This window comes from Stenotrophomonas geniculata (genome assembly GCF_034508895.1).
GTDB lineage: Bacteria > Pseudomonadota > Gammaproteobacteria > Xanthomonadales > Xanthomonadaceae > Stenotrophomonas > Stenotrophomonas geniculata.
Genome location: NZ_CP140571.1, coordinates 1,887,055 through 1,903,970 on the forward strand (window position 1 = coordinate 1,887,055; position 16,916 = coordinate 1,903,970).

The window sequence follows — 16,916 nt, forward strand, 5'->3', positions numbered from 1 at the left end:
TGGGGCGATGCGCCGAGAATGAAAGGATTCCAACCCGAATTATACCAGCCGGGGTCGAGCGGCCCTGGTGTGCCCACTATGGCACAGCCACGATCTGTGCATGTTCCACGTGGAACCGGGCGATGTGGGTCAGTTCCTGCAGCGCCGCCGGGGTTTCGGTGGCGGTGATGAAGATCTGTGCCGGGCCATTGAGCAGGCGCTCCAATACCCGCGCCTGGTGGGTGCGATCCAGTTCCGAAGCCAGATCATCCAGCGCGATCACCGGCCATTCGCCGCGCTGTTCCGCATAGTCCTCGGCCTGTGCCAGCAGGCACGCCAATGCCGTCAGCTTGGCCTGGCCGCGGGACAGTGCATCACGCCCCGGAATGCTGTGGAAATCCACACTCCAGTCCGCCCGGTGCGGGCCGACCGAGGTATACCCGGCCTGCCGGTCACGTTCCCGGGCCAGAAGCAAGGCATCGGCCAAGGGAAGCTCATGCCGCCGCCATCCAGGACTCAGGTCCAGTCCGTGGATGCCCAGTTGCGGCGCCAGGCTGGCGGCCAAAGCCACAGTGCGCTGCTGCAGACGCTCCAGGTAGTGCTGGCGGCGGCTGGTCAGCGGTTCTCCGGCCTCGGCCAGCTCGTGATCCCAGGTATCGAGCATCCGCGACGGCCCGCCCTGCTTGAGCAGGGCGTTGCGCTGCTTCAGCGCCCGGGAGTAGCGGCGCCACAAGGACAGAAAACCCGGTTCCACGTGGAACAAGCCCCAATCGAGGAAGCGGCGGCGGGGTTCGCCACCACCACTGACCAGTGCATGGCTCCCGGGCTCGAACGTCACCACGGCCAGTGCTGCGCAGAGATTACCCAGCTGCGCGACATCTTCGCCGTCCAATCGCCCCTTCCAGTCCTGGCCACTGTGGCGCAGCCCGGCTTTTCGGCGGTGCGGCGGGTGATTGGCACGCTGTTCGTCCCATTCCACGAAGATTTCCAGCGCTTCCTGGCCCTGACGCACCAGACCGTCGCGCACCCGACCACGGAAGCTGCGCCCATAGGCCATCAGGTGCAGGGCTTCGAGCACGCTGGTCTTGCCGGCACCGTTGTCGCCGGTCAGCAGGTTCAATCCTGGCTGGGGCGACAGGTCCACCGCACTGAAGCGACGCAGTTGATGCAAGGCGAGGCGGCGGATCTGCATGGGGCGCGAAAGACCATCCGCACGAGGCGGTAGAGGGGCAGGGAATCCATCAGCTTACTGCATCGGTCAAGCCGGGCGCGCTGGCAGGCCGGTCGAGCCGAAGGTGCAGCTTCCGCACCCATCGATGGACGCGTTCCACGTGGAATGCGGGTGACGCGCCCGTTCGTTCCGGGCAGGAACGGCCCGAAATTTCTTCAAATCTGCGCGGGGTTCCAGAGTCCAGGCCCTCAGATTTCGCCGATTTCATGAGCACTGCAGGGCCATCGCGGGACACCTCGCGGGTGGTTCCGACGGATGACGCCGCCGATTCCTTCAAATCTGCGATCCGATGCCTTGGAGTGTTCCACAGATTTCAAGAATTCCAGGACGCTAGTTCCACACTGTCCACAGGAGGCATGTATGACTTATACACAAGGTATGGGCAATCTGTGGATAAAAAAGTCCTTTTGCTCAGCGCTGAAAACTATCCACAGGTTCCCCCCCAGCCCGAGGGCCCTCTATACAGGGGGTTTCAGGCTCATAAATCCCTTTAAAAACAAACCGATAATACATTTCTCCACGAAATCTGGCTCTACCATCACCACCATGCTTTAGATTTATACCCAGATTTAGAAGCTAGGATTGCCCAAGTGTGCCCCCGAGCCGGCCAGTGGACAGTGCCGTTTGCAGAAGCGAGGGACTTCCTCCCGGGGAAGATGATCTGCTGCTTCCACCATTGAAGATCAGAACAACGAAGTGGGACATGCGAAGCGCTCGCTGCCAGAACCCAGATCGCTTGGAGCCCGACGAGCACTGCAAGACGAATTCCCAACGTCCTGGATTCCGAGTTGCTTCGAGCAAGCGAGATCGAGTTGGTGTGGGGCCGAGCAGGGCACGTCCAGGATTTCTACGATCCGTTTCGACAATGCTCCACGTGGAACATAAAAAAACGCCCGGGAGGTCCCGGGCGCTTCTGGGTTCCACGTGAAACGGCGTTTCCGTCAGAGACGCAGCGGCATCACCACGTGGCGCGACTTCTCGCTGCTGGATTCACGCACCAGCGCCGAGGAGTTGGAGTCGCGCAGCTGGATGATCACTTCCTCGTCGCGCAGGGCGGAGAGGGCATCCAACAGGTAGTTCACGTTGAAGCCGATGGCCAGATCGCTGACCGTGGTGTCGGCCTCGATCTCTTCCTGGGCTTCTTCCTGTTCCGGGTTGTGCGCGCTGATCTTCAGGTTGCCCGGCGAGACTTCCACGCGAATGCCGCGGTACTTCTCGTTGGACAGGATCGCGGCGCGCTGCAGCGAGGCACGCAGTGCTTCACGATCCACCTTCACTTCGCGGTCGGCACCGATCGGGATCACCGCTTCGTAGTCCGGGAAACGGCCATCGATCAGCTTCGAAGTGAAGGTGACATCGTCGCGCTTGACGCGGACGTGGCTGCGGCCGACTTCCAGCTCGATCTCGCGATCGCCGCTTTCCAGCAGGCGCTGCAGCTCTGTCACGCCCTTGCGCGGCACGATGATCTGGCGCTTCGAACCGCTGGGCTTGGCCAGGTCGGTTTCGCAAAGGGCCAGACGGTGGCCGTCGGTGGCAACGGTGCGCAGTGCATCGCCACGCAGGTCGAACAGCAGACCGTTGAGGTAGTAGCGCACGTCCTGCTGGGCCATCGCGAACGCGGTGCGCTCGATCAGCTCCTTCAGGGTCGCTTCGCCGATGGCCACGCGCTCGGTGGCTTCCACTTCGTCCACCGACGGGAAGTCATTGGACGGCAGGGTAGCCAGGGTGAAGCGGCTGCGACCGGCCTGCACAGTGATCTTGTCACCGGTCTGCGAGACGGTAATCCGGCTGCCGTCGGGCAGGGCGCGGATGATCTCGAACAGCTTGCGGGCGGGAATGGTGGTTTCGCCGTCCTGGGCGTCTTCAACCGCGATCCGCGACACCATCTCCACTTCCAGGTCGGTACCGGTCAGCGACAGCTGGCCGTTCTGCACCTGGACCAGGAAATTGGCCAGAACCGGAAGGGTCTGGCGGCGTTCGACCACGTTGACGACCTGTGCCAACGGCTTGAGAAAGGCTTCGCGCTGCAGTGTGAAACGCATGTGGTTCCGTGCCCCTATGCTTTAAAAAATGTGGAATAAATCAAAAGCTTGGTGGTGCTGGTAGAGACAGAATCGCTGGAAAACAACGCTAAGTCTTTGTAAATAAAAGAATTTCAGACCTCGAAACCCTCTGTATTACCGACCCCCAGGGGGTGGGGAAAGCTGTGGATAAATTCGGAGCGATTTCAAACGCCATTTTTATCCACAACGTGTCCCGCGCTTGCTACCGGATTCTGCACCGTTTTGTGCGATGACGCCTCATCGGCATCCGTGCATCATTCGCTCAGCTTCCGGATCAGCTTGTCCCAGTCCTCGCGGAGCTTGCCGTCGGTCTCCATCAGGGTCCGGATCTGGCGGCAGGCATGCAGCACCGTGGTGTGATCGCGACCGGCAAAGGCATCGCCGATCTCGGGCAGGCTGTGCTCGGTCAGTTCCTTGGTCAGGGCCATGGCGACCTGGCGGGGCCGGGCCAGCGAGCGGGTCCGACGCTTGGACAGCAGATCCTTGATCTGCAGCCCGTAGTAGTCGGCCACGGTTTTCTGGATGTTGGGAATGCTGATCGCCTGCTGCTGGGCGCGCAGCAGGTCGCGCAGGGTTTCCTGGGCGAATTCGGTGGTGATCGCGCGGCCGGTGAAATTGGCGCGGGCGGTCAGGGTATTCAGCGCACCCTCGAGGTCGCGCACGTTGGAGCGCATCTTCTTGGCGATCAGGAACGCAACATCATCGGGAATCTCGGCACCGCGTTCGCGTGCCTTGGCCAGCACGATCGCGGCGCGGGTCTCGAAGTCCGGCGGTTCGATCGCGACCGACAGGCCCCAGGCAAGCCGCGACTTCAGGCGCGCTTCCAGGCCCTCGACTTCGCGCGGATAGCGGTCACAGGTCAGGATGATCTGCTGCTTGCCATCGAACAACGCGTTGAAGGTGTGGAAGAACTCTTCCTGGGTGCGGTCCTTGCCGGCGAAGAACTGGATGTCATCGATCAGCAGCGCGTCGACCTGCTGGAACTGGCGCTTGAACTGATCCATGGTCTTTTCCTGCAGGGCCCGGATCATCGCGCTGAAGAACTGTTCAGAACGCAGGTACAGCACCTTCGCGCCCGGATTGGCCTGGCGCATGGCGTTGCCGGCAGCGAACATCAGGTGGGTCTTGCCCAGGCCGGTGCCTCCGTACAGCAGCAGCGGATTGTGCGCGCGGTCGCCCGGCTTCTGCGCTGCCTGGAAGGCGGCGGCCAGGCCCAGCTGGTTGCTGCGGCCTTCCACGAAGTTGGCGAACGTGTAGTGATTGTCCAGGTTGCCGGCGAAGGGCACCTGCGGTTCGCTGGACACATGCGCCGATGACGCGGAAACCGGCGCGTTCTGCGCCTCCACAGGGCGCGGGCGCGAGCCGATTTCAAGAAAAACGTCGCTGAAGCCGGCGAAATGCGCCAGCAGTTCGCGGATCCGGGCCAGATACAGCTCGCGGACCTGGTCGACGATGAAGGCATTCGGTGCATACAGCACCAGGCTGTCCACGCGCAGATCGGCCTGCAGCGGCTTCAACCAGGTATGAACGTCTTCCGGCGGGAACTCCGCTTCGAGGCGCTCGAGACTACGGGACCAAGCATCCATCAGCAATAATCGTCCGGTGGCCGGGGCATGGACGCGACAAGGCGCCCAAACACAGGCCGGAAAGGGGGGAAATGGATGGCTCAGACTACCACCGAGCGCCCGCCTTCGGAATGCTTGTCCCCTACTTATTCACAAAAACATCCACAGCTATTGCACAGCCCAGTGAATTCGCGTAGCTGCCAGGGGTTGACTTGGGGAGGGGTACCTCTCTAGAATTTCCGGTTCTTTCCGTCCCATTCATACGAGAGGCCCCCAATGGCCACGAAGCGCACCTACCAGCCCAGCAACCTCAAGCGTAAGCGCGACCACGGCTTCCGTGCCCGTATGAAGACCGCTGACGGCCGCAAGATCCTGTCGCGTCGCCGCGCCAAGGGCCGCAAAGTCCTGAGCGCCTGATTGCCATGCCGCACATCGCGGCAGACGCAATCCCTTCGACAGTGAATACTGCAGACCCGCGCAAGCGATTCCCTCGCTCTGCGCGGGTTCGCACGCGTGCCGAATACTCAACGGTCTTCAACGGCGCCCGCCGTGTGTCCGATCCGCTGATGACCCTGCACTGGCTGCCGGCTGACCGGCCGGCCAGGCTGGGTCTGGCGGTTTCCCGCAAGGTTGATCCGAACGCCGTCGGGCGTAACCGGATCAAGCGCGTCCTGCGCGACATCCTGCGTCAGACACGTACCGACATCCAGCCAGGCGACTTTGTCGTCGTGGCTCGTAGTGCTGCGCGTTCCGCCAGCAACGACGAGATCCGCCAGGCCTTCCTGCGCCTGCTGCGTCGCCTGCGTGCATTGCCCACGCCGGGCGTGGACGGCACAATGCCGCCGCCTGATGGCATCGCAACTCCTTCTTTGACCGAGCCGGCATCGCGTCCCGGCCCCGCCGAGCCTGTCCGCTGATGAACCAGACCCGCGTATTCCTCATTTTTGCCTGGCTGATGGTGGCCGTGCTGCTGTGGATGGAGTGGAGCCGTGAAAAGGCTGCTCCGACCCCGGCACCGACGACCACGTCGGCCCCGGCCGCTGCACAGAGCGTTCCGGGCGCAACCCCGGGCGCCATCCCCAGCGCCCAGGTTCCGGGCGCGCCCGGCCAGGCCGCCGTGCAGGCGCAGGCCAGCGCCACCCCGGCCAGCCAGCGCGTGACCGTCACCACCGACGTCCTGCGCCTGGTGCTCGATGGCGGCCGCGTGCTCGACGCCGAGCTGCTGCAGTTCCCGCAGACCAAGGACGAAGGCAGCCCGCCGGTCCGCCTGCTGACCGAAGACCCCGCGCATCCGTACAGCGCGATCAGTGGCTGGGCCAGCGAAGACAAGAACACCCCGGTCCCCGGCGCTGACGGCTTCAAGCTGGTGGGTGACACCAAGGACTTCGTGCTGGCCAAGGGCCAGAACGAGCTGCAGATCCCGTTTGTGTGGACCGCCGACAACGGCGTGACCATCAAGCGCACCCTGACCGTCTCGCGCAACGAGTACGCCGTGCGCTTCAAGGACGAAGTCAGCAACACTGGTGCCGCTCCCTGGAACGGCTACGTCTACCGCACCCTGGACCGCACCCCGACCATCCTGTCGCGGAGCATGACCAACCCGGATTCCTTCAGCTTCAACGGTGCCACCTGGTACGACAACGACAAGAAGTACCAGCGTCGTGCGTTCAAGGACTACCTGGAAGACGGCACGCTGAACCAGAACATCACCGGCGGCTGGCTGGCGATGCTGCAGCACCACTTCTTCACTGCCTGGATCCCGCAGAAGGACCAGACCGCACACTACGTGCTGTCGCAGGTGGCCGGTCGTGACCTGATCGAAGCGCGTGGCCCGGCCTTCACCGTGGCGCCGGGCCAGTCCACCAGCACCGAAGCCCGCCTGTGGGTCGGCCCGAAGCTGGTCAACCTGATCGCCAAGGAAGATGTGCCGGGCCTGGACCGCGTGGTCGACTACAGCCGCTTCTCGATGATGGCGGTGATCGGCCAGGGCCTGTTCTGGGTGTTGAACCAGGTGCACAAGCTGGTGGGCAACTGGGGCTGGGCGATCGTCGGCCTGGTGGTGCTGCTGAAGCTGGTGCTGTACCCGCTGTCGGCGACCCAGTACAAGAGCGGTGCGAAGATGCGTCGCTTCCAGCCGCGCATCGCGCAGCTGAAGGAACGCTATGGCGACGACCGCCAGAAGTTCCAGACCGCGATGATGGAGCTGTACAAGAAGGAAAAGATCAATCCGATGGGCGGCTGCCTGCCGATCCTCATCCAGATGCCGATCTTCTTCGCCCTGTACTGGGTGCTGGTGGAATCGGTCGAACTGCGCCAGGCGCCCTGGTTCGGCTGGATCCAGGACCTGACCGCACGCGACCCGTACTTCATCCTGCCTGTGATCAACGTGGCGGTGATGTGGTTCACCCAGAAGCTGACCCCGGCACCGGGCATGGACCCGATGCAGCAGAAGATGATGCAGTTCATGCCGCTGGTGTTCGGCGTCATGATGGCCTTCATGCCGTCCGGCCTGGTCCTGTACTGGGTGGTCAACGGCGGCCTGGGCCTGCTGCAGCAGTGGTGGATGACCAAGCGCCATGGCGGCGAGCCGGTCCCGGCCATCACCGCGCCGGCCCCGGTCAAAAAGAAGTAATCGGTAGAGCCGGCCGCTGGCCGGCTGACCCCAGCAGAAGCCCGCCGCAAGGCGGGCTTTTCGCATCCGGCGTTAGAATCGCCGGCACACCGATCCTGCATCCATCGAGTCCGCCATGCTGCGTGCGTCGTCGTTCCGCCTGTTCCTGCCCTCGCTGTTGTTGACCCTGGTCGTTGCCGGTTGTGGCGACAAGGATGCGAAGGCACCGGCGACCACCGTCACCCAGCCCAGCGCGCAGGCCGCGGCCGCCGCCGATCCGGCCGCGGCGCCGTTGCTGGCCGCGCTGCAGAAGCAGCTCGATGGCTATCGCCGGATCGTCGTGCTGCTGGCCGATGAGGAACAGCAGTCCGCGGCCGATCGCAGCACCTCCACCCGCATCGGCCAGCAGCTGTTCCACGACGGCCTGGAACAGCGCAGCGCCATTGCCGCGCAGTTCGACACGCTGCTGCGTGGTAGCAGCCCGCAGCGCTTCGCCACCCTCGGCACCGTGCTGGACTACATCGAGTCGGCGCCGGAGCTGTTCGACGCCGACCGCTTGGCCTTCCGAGAAGTGCTGCGCGATCTGCATGAGCGCGTCGGCGCCGATTCGTCGCTGCCGGCAGTGAAGCTGCACCAGCGCATCGGCGAAGACCTGGAGGCGCTGGACGAGATCGAGCGCAACTACAACCAGGAACTGACCCGCATCTTCAGCCGCTTCGAGCGCACCCGTGCCATCGAACTGAAGCGCGAGAAGTGGGACGACTACATCGCGCACCTGCACAAGCACTACAGCCGCGAAGCGATCCTGCGCGACTACGGCGTGATCGAGCCGTACCCGATGTCGATGAAGGACAGCGACCGCGAGATCTTCGGCCGCGACCTGCCGCCGAAGACGGTGGTGCTGACCTTCGACGATGGCCCGCACAAGGCCTATACCGATGAAGTGGTGGCCATCCTCAAGCGCTACGACGTACCGGCCGTGTTCTTCGAGGTCGGCCGCAACCTCGGCAAGGTCGAGACCGACGGCAAGGTCAGCCTCGGGCCGATGGCGAAGATCAGCCGCAACCTGATGGAAGAGGGCTACGCCGTCGGCAACCACAGCCTGACCCATGCGCAGCTGTCGCGTACCACCGGCGATGCGCTGCGCCAGCAGGTGCTGGACACCGACACGCTGCTGAAGGATGTCGACAGCAAGCGCGCGCCGCTGTTCCGCTTCCCCTATGGCGCGCGTAATGCCGAAGGCCTGCAGCTGCTCAACGAAGTCGGGTTGAAGTCGATCATGTGGAACATCGATTCGATGGACTGGGCCGACCCGGTGCCGGAATCGATCGTGCAGCGCGTGCTCGACCAGGTGAACAAGGAACAGCGCGGCATCATCCTGTTCCATGACATCCACGACCGTGCGGTGAAGGCATTGCCGCAGATCCTCGACCGGCTGATCGCTGATGGCTACCAGTTCGCCGGGTGGAATGGACGCGACTTCACCGTCGCCCGCGCGCGCAAGGGTGACACCAGCGCCGCCACCGTCACCACCGGCTACGAGAAGTCGTGGGCGATCGTGGTCGGCATCGACAACTACGCCAAGTGGCCAAAGCTGGAATACGCCAGCCACGATGCGCAGGCGGTGGCCGATGCCCTGACCGGGCAGTTCGGCTTCCCGTCTTCGCAGGTGATCGTGCTGAAGAACGAGCAGGCCACGCGCAACAACATCCTGGCCGCCTTCCACGACCGCCTGGCCGATGACCGCACCGGAAAGAACGACCGCGTGTTCGTGTTCTTTGCCGGCCACGGCGCCACCCGCCAACTCGCCTCCGGGCGTGACCTGGGCTACATCATTCCGGTGGATTCGGACCCGAAGGAGTTCGCCACCGACGCCATCGCAATGACCGACATCCAGAACATTGCCGAGAGCATGCAGGCCAAGCACGTGATGTTCGTGATGGATGCCTGCTACAGCGGCCTGGGCCTGACCCGTGGTGGCCCTTCTTCGTCGTCGTTCCTGCGCGAGAACGCACGTCGCAGCGCACGGCAGATGCTGACCGCCGGCGGCGCCGACCAGCAGGTGGCCGATGCCGGCCCGAACGGCCACTCGGTGTTCACCTGGGTGCTGCTGCAGGCGCTGGCTGGCAAGGGCGATCTCAACGGCGATGGCCTGATCACCGGTACCGAACTGGCCGCCTACGTGGCGCCGGCCGTCTCAGCCGTTTCGCACCAGACCCCGGCCTTCGGCAGCCTGCCGGGTTCGCAGGGCGGCGAGTTCGTGTTCCAGGTGCCCGACAGCCAGGAATTCCTCAACGCCGATACGCGCCAGCTGACCGCCGATGCAATCGCACTGAACAACAAGGTTGAAGCCGCCAGCGAAGCCAAGGGCAGCCAGGCGCCGGTGACGGTGGCCGACCTGCAGGGCGGCAAGGCCAAGCTGGTGGTGCCCACCGCCGGCCCGGCCTCCGACCGCCAGCGCGCGCAGCAGGCCAATGACCGCGGCCTGCAGCTGTACCGCGAGAAGCAGTACGACGAAGCGGTAGCCCAGTTCACCGAGGCACTGAAGCTGCGTCCGGACTTCGCCCAGGCCGCCAACAACCTCGGCTTCGTCTACTACCGCCAGCAGCGCTATGCCGAAGCGGCGCGCTGGCTGGAGAACACCCTGAAGATCGACCCCTCGCGTGCGGTGGCCTATCTCAACCTGGGCGATGCCTACTTCAACGCAGGCGACAAGGCGAAGGCGAAGCAGGCCTACACCACCTACCTGGCGCTGCAGCCGCAGGGCAGTGGTGCCGCGCAGGCACGGGCGCAGCTGGAGAAACTCTGAGCCATGAATGATGCAATCCGCGCCGATACCATCGTGGCCATCGCCAGTGCCCCCGGCGCGGGCGGTGTCGGCCTGCTGCGCCTGTCCGGTCCGCGCGCAGCGGCCATCGCCAACGCGTTGGGTGCGCCTGCACTGCGCCCGCGCCATGCGCACTACGCACGCCTGCGCGACGCCGATGGCGAGGTCATCGACGACGGCATCGTGCTGTGGTTCCCGGCACCGAACAGCTTCACCGGCGAAGAGGTGGTGGAACTGCAGGGCCACGGCAGTCCGGTCCTGCTGCAGCAACTGGTCGCGCGCTGCATCGCGCTCGGTGCGCGCCAGGCGCGGCCGGGCGAGTTCAGCGAACGCGCGTTCCTCAACGGCAAGCTCGACCTGGCCCAGGCCGAAGCCATCGCCGACCTGATCGCGGCCGGCGACAACCGCGCGGCGCGCGCGGCACGTCGCTCGCTGGACGGCGTGTTCTCGCGCCGCATCGACGCCGTGGTCGAACAGCTGGTGTTGCTGCGCATCCATGTGGAAGCGGCCATCGACTTCGCCGACGAACCGCTGGATACCCTCGGTGGCGCGCAGGTGCGGCGTGGCCTGGAACAGGCGCGCAGCGACCTGGCCCTGCTGCGCCGCGATGCCGAACGCGGTCGCCGCCTGCGCGATGGCCTGCACGCGGTGCTGATCGGTCCGCCCAATGCCGGAAAGAGCTCATTGCTCAATGCGCTGGCCGGCAGTGAACGCGCCATCGTCACCGACATCGCCGGCACCACCCGCGACACGCTTCGCGAGACCATCCGTCTGGACGGGCTGGAACTGACCCTGGTCGATACCGCTGGCCTGCGCGATGGCGGCGACGCCATCGAACGCGAAGGCATGCGCCGCGCCCATGTGGAGATCGCGCGAACCGACCTGGCCCTGATCGTCTTGGACGCGCGCGATCCGGCGGCGGGTGAAGCGGCGCTGGGCGAGGCCGTGGCAGCGGTGCCACACAAGGTCTACATCCACAACAAGTCGGACCTGCTGGATGCGCTGCCGATGCTGGACGACCCGGACCGCGTGTTCGTCTCCGCTGCGACCGGTGCCGGCCTGGAGGATCTGCACGCGCGCCTGCGTTTGATCGCTTCGGCCGGGGCAGGGGAGCAGGTGGATGGCGAGTTCTCGGCGCGCACGCGGCATGTGGATGCAATCGAGCGTGCGCAGGAACACGCGCAGCGCGCCGATGGCGAGCTGGCGCATGAGCACCTGGAACTGGCTGCTGAGGAACTACGGCTGGCGCATGACGCGCTGGGCGAGATCACCGGGCAGATGAGTGCCGATGACCTGCTTGGAAGGATCTTCTCCAGTTTTTGCATCGGGAAGTAGGGCCGAGGTCAGATTCCCGAAGGGGCTCTGACCGCCTCGCTTACTCATGACTGACGGCTGGGGGTTTCAATCCTGTGCGCGACACCTCCTTGATATCATTCCCGCCATGAACCCGATAACCGACAGTGACGTGCGATCAGCTCTGCTGGGCAAGGTCATTGCTGAGCATGTCGCAAATCCGAACACGCTTGTGGTGGAGGAAATGGGGCTTGCGCGCGGCGCCTGCCGGGTCGATGTCTGTGTCATCAATGGCCATCTGCACGGCTACGAGATCAAGAGTGATGTCGACACCCTGCGGAGACTTCCATTGCAGCAGCAGTTCTACTCCGATGTCCTCGACAAGGCGACGATCGTGGTGGGCAAGCGCCATTTGGACCATGCCCTGGATACGTTGCCTGCTTGGTGGGGGGTCAGGCTGGCATCACGTGGAGCGCGCAACGCAGTGAGGCTGGAACTAGTGCGGCCTGCAAAACTCAATCCATCAGTGAGCGCGACGGCCGTCGCAGCACTGCTCTGGCGCGATGAAATTTCTGCTCTGATCGGCAGGCGGACGCCTGAAAAATCAGCGCTGCGCGGCAACCGCGCAGCGCTATGTGAACGTCTGTCGGAGCTCTACAGTCTTGCGGAAATCCGTGCGCTGGTCAGGGAACAGTTGAAGCGCCGGTCAGACTGGCGAGGTCGCGAACAACCTTAGTCATATGGTGGTTGGTCGCCACCGTTGGCCAGGTCGAGCTTCCCCCGGTACTGGTGACACTGTTTGCGCAGTCTTCGATGTACGCATCGCCCCAGCTGTAGCCGCGCCCCATGAAGACCACCGGCAGATCGGAGACCAGGTGCCGGCACAGATCACGGTACTGGTCGCGGCCGTTGCGCTTGATCTGGGTACCTACAACGATCCGCCACTGATCATCGATCGTGTACTTGATCTTGGCGTTGGGGTCGAACAGGCGAGGATCCATCAATTCCGTCTGTGGAGAAGCGCAGCCATAGTCACCAAACCACGGCATTCGTTCAGAGTGCATGCGGGCTAGCCGCGTGTACGCGCGCCATTCCCGGCGGTTCACATCGCCATGTGGGCGATAGCTTGAAGAAGGGCTCAGGCTGGCAGGGAAACTACCCCCCACGAGGGTGATCGATCTCCAGTCGGCCAGATCCGGAACGGCCGCAATCCATGCCTGCCAGGTCGATGCCTGCAGCGTGGGCGAGTCGGCGACATCGGTCGAGCTGTCGAGGATCAGGTCCACCTGACCTGATACCACGCCCAACAGTTTCAGCAACCCTGAGATCCGGGCCAGGCGCCCTCCTTCAAGATCATCCGGCACCAGCCGTAATCCGCAGCCACGATCATCGCGGGCGACAATGCGTGCCGCCGCCTGCTGGTAGTCGACATGCCGGTCAATGCCGGTCACGGGAATGGCCTGGCATCCTGCGGTGCGAGTGAGGTCGAAAATCCGCTCCAGATGGTGCTGGCCGTCCGCCATGGTGTCGTCACCGGCAAGATAGGGCGAATCGAACAGGCAGCGCCGCGCCTTCCAGTTACTGCTCAGGCGCCTGCCTACGTTCTTCAGGTGGTCATCGAGTGACTTGGCCGGTGCATCGTTCTCGAAGTCCCACTGCTCGATCGGGATCTCGAACAGGGGATAGATCCCATCCTTGACTCCTTCGCTGGTACGACCCACCGCGAGGTACTCTCCCTGTCGCCATTTGAGAATCGGCATGTACATCGGTTGTTTCATGATCTGCCCCTGACAACTTCGCTGTTGGTCATCCGAGGCTAGTCGCGGGCCGTGCAGCGCTTCAATCAGAATTGTTTGAAGAATGGGGGGAGCGCTCAGGTCGGAGCCCCTGCGGGGATCCGATCCCAGGTCCCCCACCTGTCACATTGCCGCCGCATACTGACGCCCATCACATACCGCTTGGGGAAGTCGCAGTGAAGTCGTGGGGTTGTGCGTTGCTGTTGTCGCTGGCCGTGGCACCATCGGTGGCCATGAGTGCTGAATCCTCCACCCCGGCCGCGCACAAGGTGTCGGTCTACGGCCATCGCGGCGCAAGCGCGCTGTTGCCGGAGCACACCCTGGCGGCCTACGCCCAGGCGATCGCCGATGGCGCCGACTACATCGAACCGGACCTGGTGATGACCAAGGACGGGGTGATGGTGGCCCGCCACGAGAACGAGATCGGTGGCACCACCGACGTCGCCTCGCATCCGGAGTTCGCCAGCCGCCGCACCAGCAAGGTCATCGACGGGCAGAAGGTCGACGGCTGGTTCACCGAAGACTTCACCCTGGCCGAGCTGAAGACCCTGTACGCGCGCGAGCGCCTCCCGGAGCTGCGCAGCACGGCCTACGACGGCCAGTTCCGCATCGCCAGCTTGGACGAGATCCTGGCCTTCTTGGTCCAGCAGGCCGGCCGCGCCAACCGCGGCATCGGCCTGGTGCCGGAGATCAAGCACCCGACCTACTTCCAGTCGATCGGCCTGCCGATGGAAGACAAGCTGCTGGCCGCGCTGCGCGGCAACGCCTATACCAACGTCGGCCCGGTCACCATCCAGTCGTTCGAGACCGCCAACCTGCGTTACCTGCGCGGCAAGATCCCGCGTGGCAGCAACATCCGCCTGCTGCAGCTGCTGTGGAAGGGCGACACCCAGCCGGCCGACATCGCCAAGGCCGGTGGCACGCTGACCTACGCGCAGATGATGACGCCGGCCGGATTGAAGGATATCGCCAGCTACGCCGACAGCATCGGCCCGGAGCTGCGCTCGATCATTCCGCTGGATGACAAGGGCGCACTGGGCACGCCGACCACGCTGGTACAGGACGCACATGCAGTGGGGCTGATGGTGATTCCGTACACCTTCCGTCCGGAGAACCACTTCCAGGCCAGCAACCTGCGCAAGGGCGCCGACACCGCGCGCAATCCCGAAGGTTCGATTGCCGAGATGCACGCCTATCTGGCGACCGGCATCGATGCGTTCTTCACCGATGATCCGGCGCTGGGCCGGCAGGCGGTGGATGGCATGGGCGCGGCGGGGAACTGATCGACCCCTGGCCGCCGGGCATGGCCCGGCGCTACCCAGGGCGTCCACACGGTAGCGCCGGGCCATGCCCGGCGGCTCCTCGCTTCAACCGCGCGGTTCGTCCGGCCGGCGGAACGGGATCACCACGTAGTCCTGGCCTTCGCGCGGCTGCCACAGCACCGGCACGCGCTGCGGTGACGGCGGCTCCAGCTCGTCGTCGGGCAGCGGTTCGATGTCTTCTTCCTCGTCCTCCCAGCTGTAGCGCGGGCGCGGCGGCAGCGGGTCGGCATTGCGGAACAGCAGCGCGGCGATGATGCCGGCGAAGGCGCCGCCCATGTGCGACTGCCAGGACACGCCGTCGGCGTGCGGCAGGATGGTCATCAGCATGCCGCCGTAGAACAGCATGCCGATCAGGCCGGTGGCAATCGCCGCGCGATCGCGGCGCAGCAGGCCCAGGCTGGCCAGCAGGAACATCAGGCCATGGGTCACGCCACTGGCGCCCAGGTGCACGCTGCCCGGATTGCCAAGCATCCACGCGCCGATGCCCGAGCCCAGCCACAGCAGGGGCAGCGCGCGAACGGTGGCTTTCGGGTAGACGCTGCCGGCCAGCGTGCCGAGGATCAGGATCGCAATGCTGTTGGCGACGATGTGCTCGACCGAGGCATGCAGCATCGGGCCGCCGATCAGGCCAAGCAGGCCCTTGGCTTCCAGCGGCGCGACCGCCCACGGTCGCCAGTCGAACGTGCCCTGCAGCGCGAACACGGCCACCAGCACCAGCACGGCGGCCAGGCTGGCATTGAACGCCCGCAGGATGCGCGAGCGGTCATTGCGGGGGGCCGGCACGTCGCCAGCGGGCAGGGGCGCGTTGTTGTTCATACCTCAGCAATGGCGGTGGTTGGCGCGAAACCAAGGCCACCGCGGCGGGAGAGTGGAAACGGCCGGCGGGACAATCCCACCGGCCGCGCCATCCAGCGGGTCGGGCTCAGGCCTGGCCTTCGCCTTCCTTCGGCGGGTACTTCAGGCTCAGCACCACGGTGGCGGCGATGATCACCGCCACCACGCCCAGCGACACCGGGGTCGGGATCTTGAACAGGTCGATGATCATCATCTTGATGCCGATGAAGCCCAGCACCAGTGCCAGGCCATACGGCAGCAGGTGGAAGCGGTCGGCCATGCCGGCCAGCAGGAAGAACATCGCACGCAGGCCCAGCACCGCGAACACGTTGGAGGTGAGCACGATGAACGGGTCGGTGGTGATCGCGAAGATCGCCGGGATGCTGTCCACCGCGAAGATCACGTCGGTGACTGCGATCAGGATCAGCACCGCGAACAGCGGGGTGAACCAGCGCACGCCATCGCGCTTCACGCTCAGCGCGTTGCCCGCGTAGTCCGGCAGCAGGCGCAGGTGCTTGCGCATCCAGCGCAGGGCCGGGTTGGTCTCCAGGTCCGGCTCCTGGCCGGCGGCGAACCACATCTTCCAGCCGGTGAACAGCAGGAAGGCACCGAACACGTAGAGCAGCCAATGGAACTGGCTGATCAGCACGCTGCCGGCGAAGATCATGATCGTACGTAGCACGATCGCACCCAGGATGCCGATGATCAGCACCTTCTGGCGCTGTTCCTCCGGCACCGCGAAGTAGCTCATGATCATCAGGAAGACAAAGATGTTGTCGACCGCCAGCGCCTTTTCGACCAGGTAGCCGGTCAGGAACTCGAGGCCGACCTTGTTGGCCACCACCTGGCCGGCAGTCTCATTCAGGTAGTACCAGAGGCCCGCATTGAACAGCAGGGCCAGCGCGACCCAGCCGATGGACCACCACAGGGCCTCCTTGAAGGTGACCTTGTGCGGTCCACCATGGCGCATCAACACGAGGTCGACCAGCAGGGCGATGACCACCACCGCTGCGAAGCCGCCCCACAACCACACGTTACCGATCGTCTGCATTGGGAATGTCCGTTGGAAAGATGAATGCCAGGCCGGACGGCGAGGATCTGCAACGGAGGATCGGGAGGGGGATCCAGGGACAGAGCTTCGCCAGTACGGCGAAGGTCTCGCTCGCAGTCCCAGTCGGCTGGAACTGCCGTTGCACCGGAGCCTGCGGGCTCGAAATGACGGCGACAACGTCTGGGAGCTACTCCCCTTCTGACGCCGATTCTGCGGCCTGGCCGGGCCGCCGTCAAATGCCCCTGCACTGGGGTCGGATCCCCAAGCGGGCTCCGCGCCCCCGCTCTGGTAGATGCCCACCTTTGTTGGGATGCCGGCCCGGGTCAGAGCCGCTGCGGGAATCC

Annotated in this window: 13 protein-coding genes; 7 read left to right on the forward strand and 6 right to left on the reverse strand. The window is 64.7% G+C overall.

What is annotated here, in order from left to right; genetic code table 11:
* Positions 1 to 76: 76 nt before the first annotated feature.
* The 3 genes from recF to dnaA all read right to left on the reverse strand — a co-directional run bounded on the left by recF (position 77) and on the right by dnaA (position 4,859).
* The gene (recF, locus tag RI032_RS08830) at positions 77 to 1,171 is read right to left on the reverse strand and encodes a DNA replication/repair protein RecF (RefSeq protein ID WP_322548148.1); all 1,095 of its coding nucleotides are present in this window, start codon (positions 1,169 to 1,171) and stop codon (positions 77 to 79) included.
* 980 nt (positions 1,172 to 2,151) lie between these two features.
* Complete coding sequence (dnaN, locus tag RI032_RS08835) at positions 2,152 to 3,252, reverse strand: DNA polymerase III subunit beta (RefSeq protein ID WP_005411731.1); 1,101 nt, start codon at positions 3,250 to 3,252, stop codon at positions 2,152 to 2,154.
* Positions 3,253 to 3,527: 275 nt separating this feature from the next.
* Positions 3,528 to 4,859 (reverse strand): chromosomal replication initiator protein DnaA, encoded by a 1,332-nt coding sequence (dnaA, locus tag RI032_RS08840; protein WP_049453872.1) that lies wholly within the window; start codon positions 4,857 to 4,859, stop codon positions 3,528 to 3,530.
* A 255-nt stretch (positions 4,860 to 5,114) separates the two neighbouring features.
* Here dnaA and rpmH point away from each other — a divergent pair, with 255 nt between their 5' ends.
* The 6 genes from rpmH to RI032_RS08870 all read left to right on the forward strand — a co-directional run bounded on the left by rpmH (position 5,115) and on the right by RI032_RS08870 (position 12,305).
* Positions 5,115 to 5,255, forward strand: coding sequence for a 50S ribosomal protein L34 (rpmH, locus tag RI032_RS08845; protein ID WP_005411729.1), 141 nt, complete (start codon positions 5,115 to 5,117; stop codon positions 5,253 to 5,255).
* A gap of 5 nt (positions 5,256 to 5,260) precedes the next feature.
* Positions 5,261 to 5,755, forward strand: a complete 495-nt coding sequence (gene rnpA / locus RI032_RS08850; RefSeq protein WP_021203275.1) for a ribonuclease P protein component — start codon at positions 5,261 to 5,263, stop codon at positions 5,753 to 5,755.
* Positions 5,755 to 7,470, forward strand: a complete 1,716-nt coding sequence (gene yidC / locus RI032_RS08855; protein WP_322548149.1) for a membrane protein insertase YidC — start codon at positions 5,755 to 5,757, stop codon at positions 7,468 to 7,470. Before rnpA ends, yidC begins: the two co-directional genes overlap by 1 nt.
* 115 nt (positions 7,471 to 7,585) lie before the next feature.
* Positions 7,586 to 10,258 carry a polysaccharide deacetylase family protein gene (locus tag RI032_RS08860; protein ID WP_322548150.1) on the forward strand — a complete coding sequence of 891 codons (2,673 nt, stop codon included), beginning with the start codon at positions 7,586 to 7,588 and terminating at the stop codon, positions 10,256 to 10,258.
* A gap of 3 nt (positions 10,259 to 10,261) precedes the next feature.
* Complete coding sequence (gene mnmE, locus RI032_RS08865) at positions 10,262 to 11,611, forward strand: tRNA uridine-5-carboxymethylaminomethyl(34) synthesis GTPase MnmE (protein WP_322548151.1); 1,350 nt, start codon at positions 10,262 to 10,264, stop codon at positions 11,609 to 11,611.
* Between the two features lie 46 nt (positions 11,612 to 11,657).
* Complete coding sequence (locus RI032_RS08870; protein WP_224328813.1) at positions 11,658 to 12,305, forward strand: sce7726 family protein; 648 nt, start codon at positions 11,658 to 11,660, stop codon at positions 12,303 to 12,305.
* Here the strand turns inward: RI032_RS08870 and RI032_RS08875 are convergent.
* A complete protein-coding gene (locus RI032_RS08875) occupies positions 12,253 to 13,347 on the reverse strand; it encodes a beta family protein (protein WP_322548152.1) in 1,095 nt (364 codons plus the stop codon). The genes RI032_RS08870 and RI032_RS08875 overlap by 53 nt on opposite strands.
* A 194-nt stretch (positions 13,348 to 13,541) precedes the next feature.
* On the opposite strand from RI032_RS08875, the gene RI032_RS08880 reads away from it, so the two are divergent.
* Complete coding sequence (locus RI032_RS08880; RefSeq protein WP_322548153.1) at positions 13,542 to 14,648, forward strand: glycerophosphodiester phosphodiesterase; 1,107 nt, start codon at positions 13,542 to 13,544, stop codon at positions 14,646 to 14,648.
* Positions 14,649 to 14,732: 84 nt separating this feature from the next.
* Here the strand turns inward: RI032_RS08880 and RI032_RS08885 are convergent, their stop codons facing one another.
* Complete coding sequence (locus RI032_RS08885) at positions 14,733 to 15,503, reverse strand: rhomboid family intramembrane serine protease (protein WP_322548154.1); 771 nt, start codon at positions 15,501 to 15,503, stop codon at positions 14,733 to 14,735.
* A gap of 106 nt (positions 15,504 to 15,609) precedes the next feature.
* Complete coding sequence (locus RI032_RS08890) at positions 15,610 to 16,572, reverse strand: TerC family protein (RefSeq protein WP_010487446.1); 963 nt, start codon at positions 16,570 to 16,572, stop codon at positions 15,610 to 15,612.
* Between the last annotated feature and the right edge of the window lie 344 nt (positions 16,573 to 16,916).

Bases quoted from the DNA above. Each gene is read 5' to 3' on its own strand.
- dnaA (WP_049453872.1), bottom strand. From the start codon at position 4,859: ATGGATGCTTGGTCCCGTAGTCTCGAGCGCCTCGAAGCGGAGTTCCCG.
- yidC (WP_322548149.1), top strand. From the start codon at position 5,755: ATGAACCAGACCCGCGTATTCCTCATTTTTGCCTGGCTGATGGTGGCC.
- rnpA (WP_021203275.1), top strand. From the start codon at position 5,261: ATGCCGCACATCGCGGCAGACGCAATCCCTTCGACAGTGAATACTGCA.
- RI032_RS08875 (WP_322548152.1), bottom strand. From the start codon at position 13,347: ATGAAACAACCGATGTACATGCCGATTCTCAAATGGCGACAGGGAGAG.
- RI032_RS08870 (WP_224328813.1), top strand. From the start codon at position 11,658: ATGACTGACGGCTGGGGGTTTCAATCCTGTGCGCGACACCTCCTTGAT.
- recF (WP_322548148.1), bottom strand. From the start codon at position 1,171: ATGCAGATCCGCCGCCTCGCCTTGCATCAACTGCGTCGCTTCAGTGCG.
- rpmH (WP_005411729.1), top strand. From the start codon at position 5,115: ATGGCCACGAAGCGCACCTACCAGCCCAGCAACCTCAAGCGTAAGCGC.
- mnmE (WP_322548151.1), top strand. From the start codon at position 10,262: ATGAATGATGCAATCCGCGCCGATACCATCGTGGCCATCGCCAGTGCC.
- RI032_RS08860 (WP_322548150.1), top strand. From the start codon at position 7,586: ATGCTGCGTGCGTCGTCGTTCCGCCTGTTCCTGCCCTCGCTGTTGTTG.
- dnaN (WP_005411731.1), bottom strand. From the start codon at position 3,252: ATGCGTTTCACACTGCAGCGCGAAGCCTTTCTCAAGCCGTTGGCACAG.
- RI032_RS08890 (WP_010487446.1), bottom strand. From the start codon at position 16,572: ATGCAGACGATCGGTAACGTGTGGTTGTGGGGCGGCTTCGCAGCGGTG.
- RI032_RS08885 (WP_322548154.1), bottom strand. From the start codon at position 15,503: ATGAACAACAACGCGCCCCTGCCCGCTGGCGACGTGCCGGCCCCCCGC.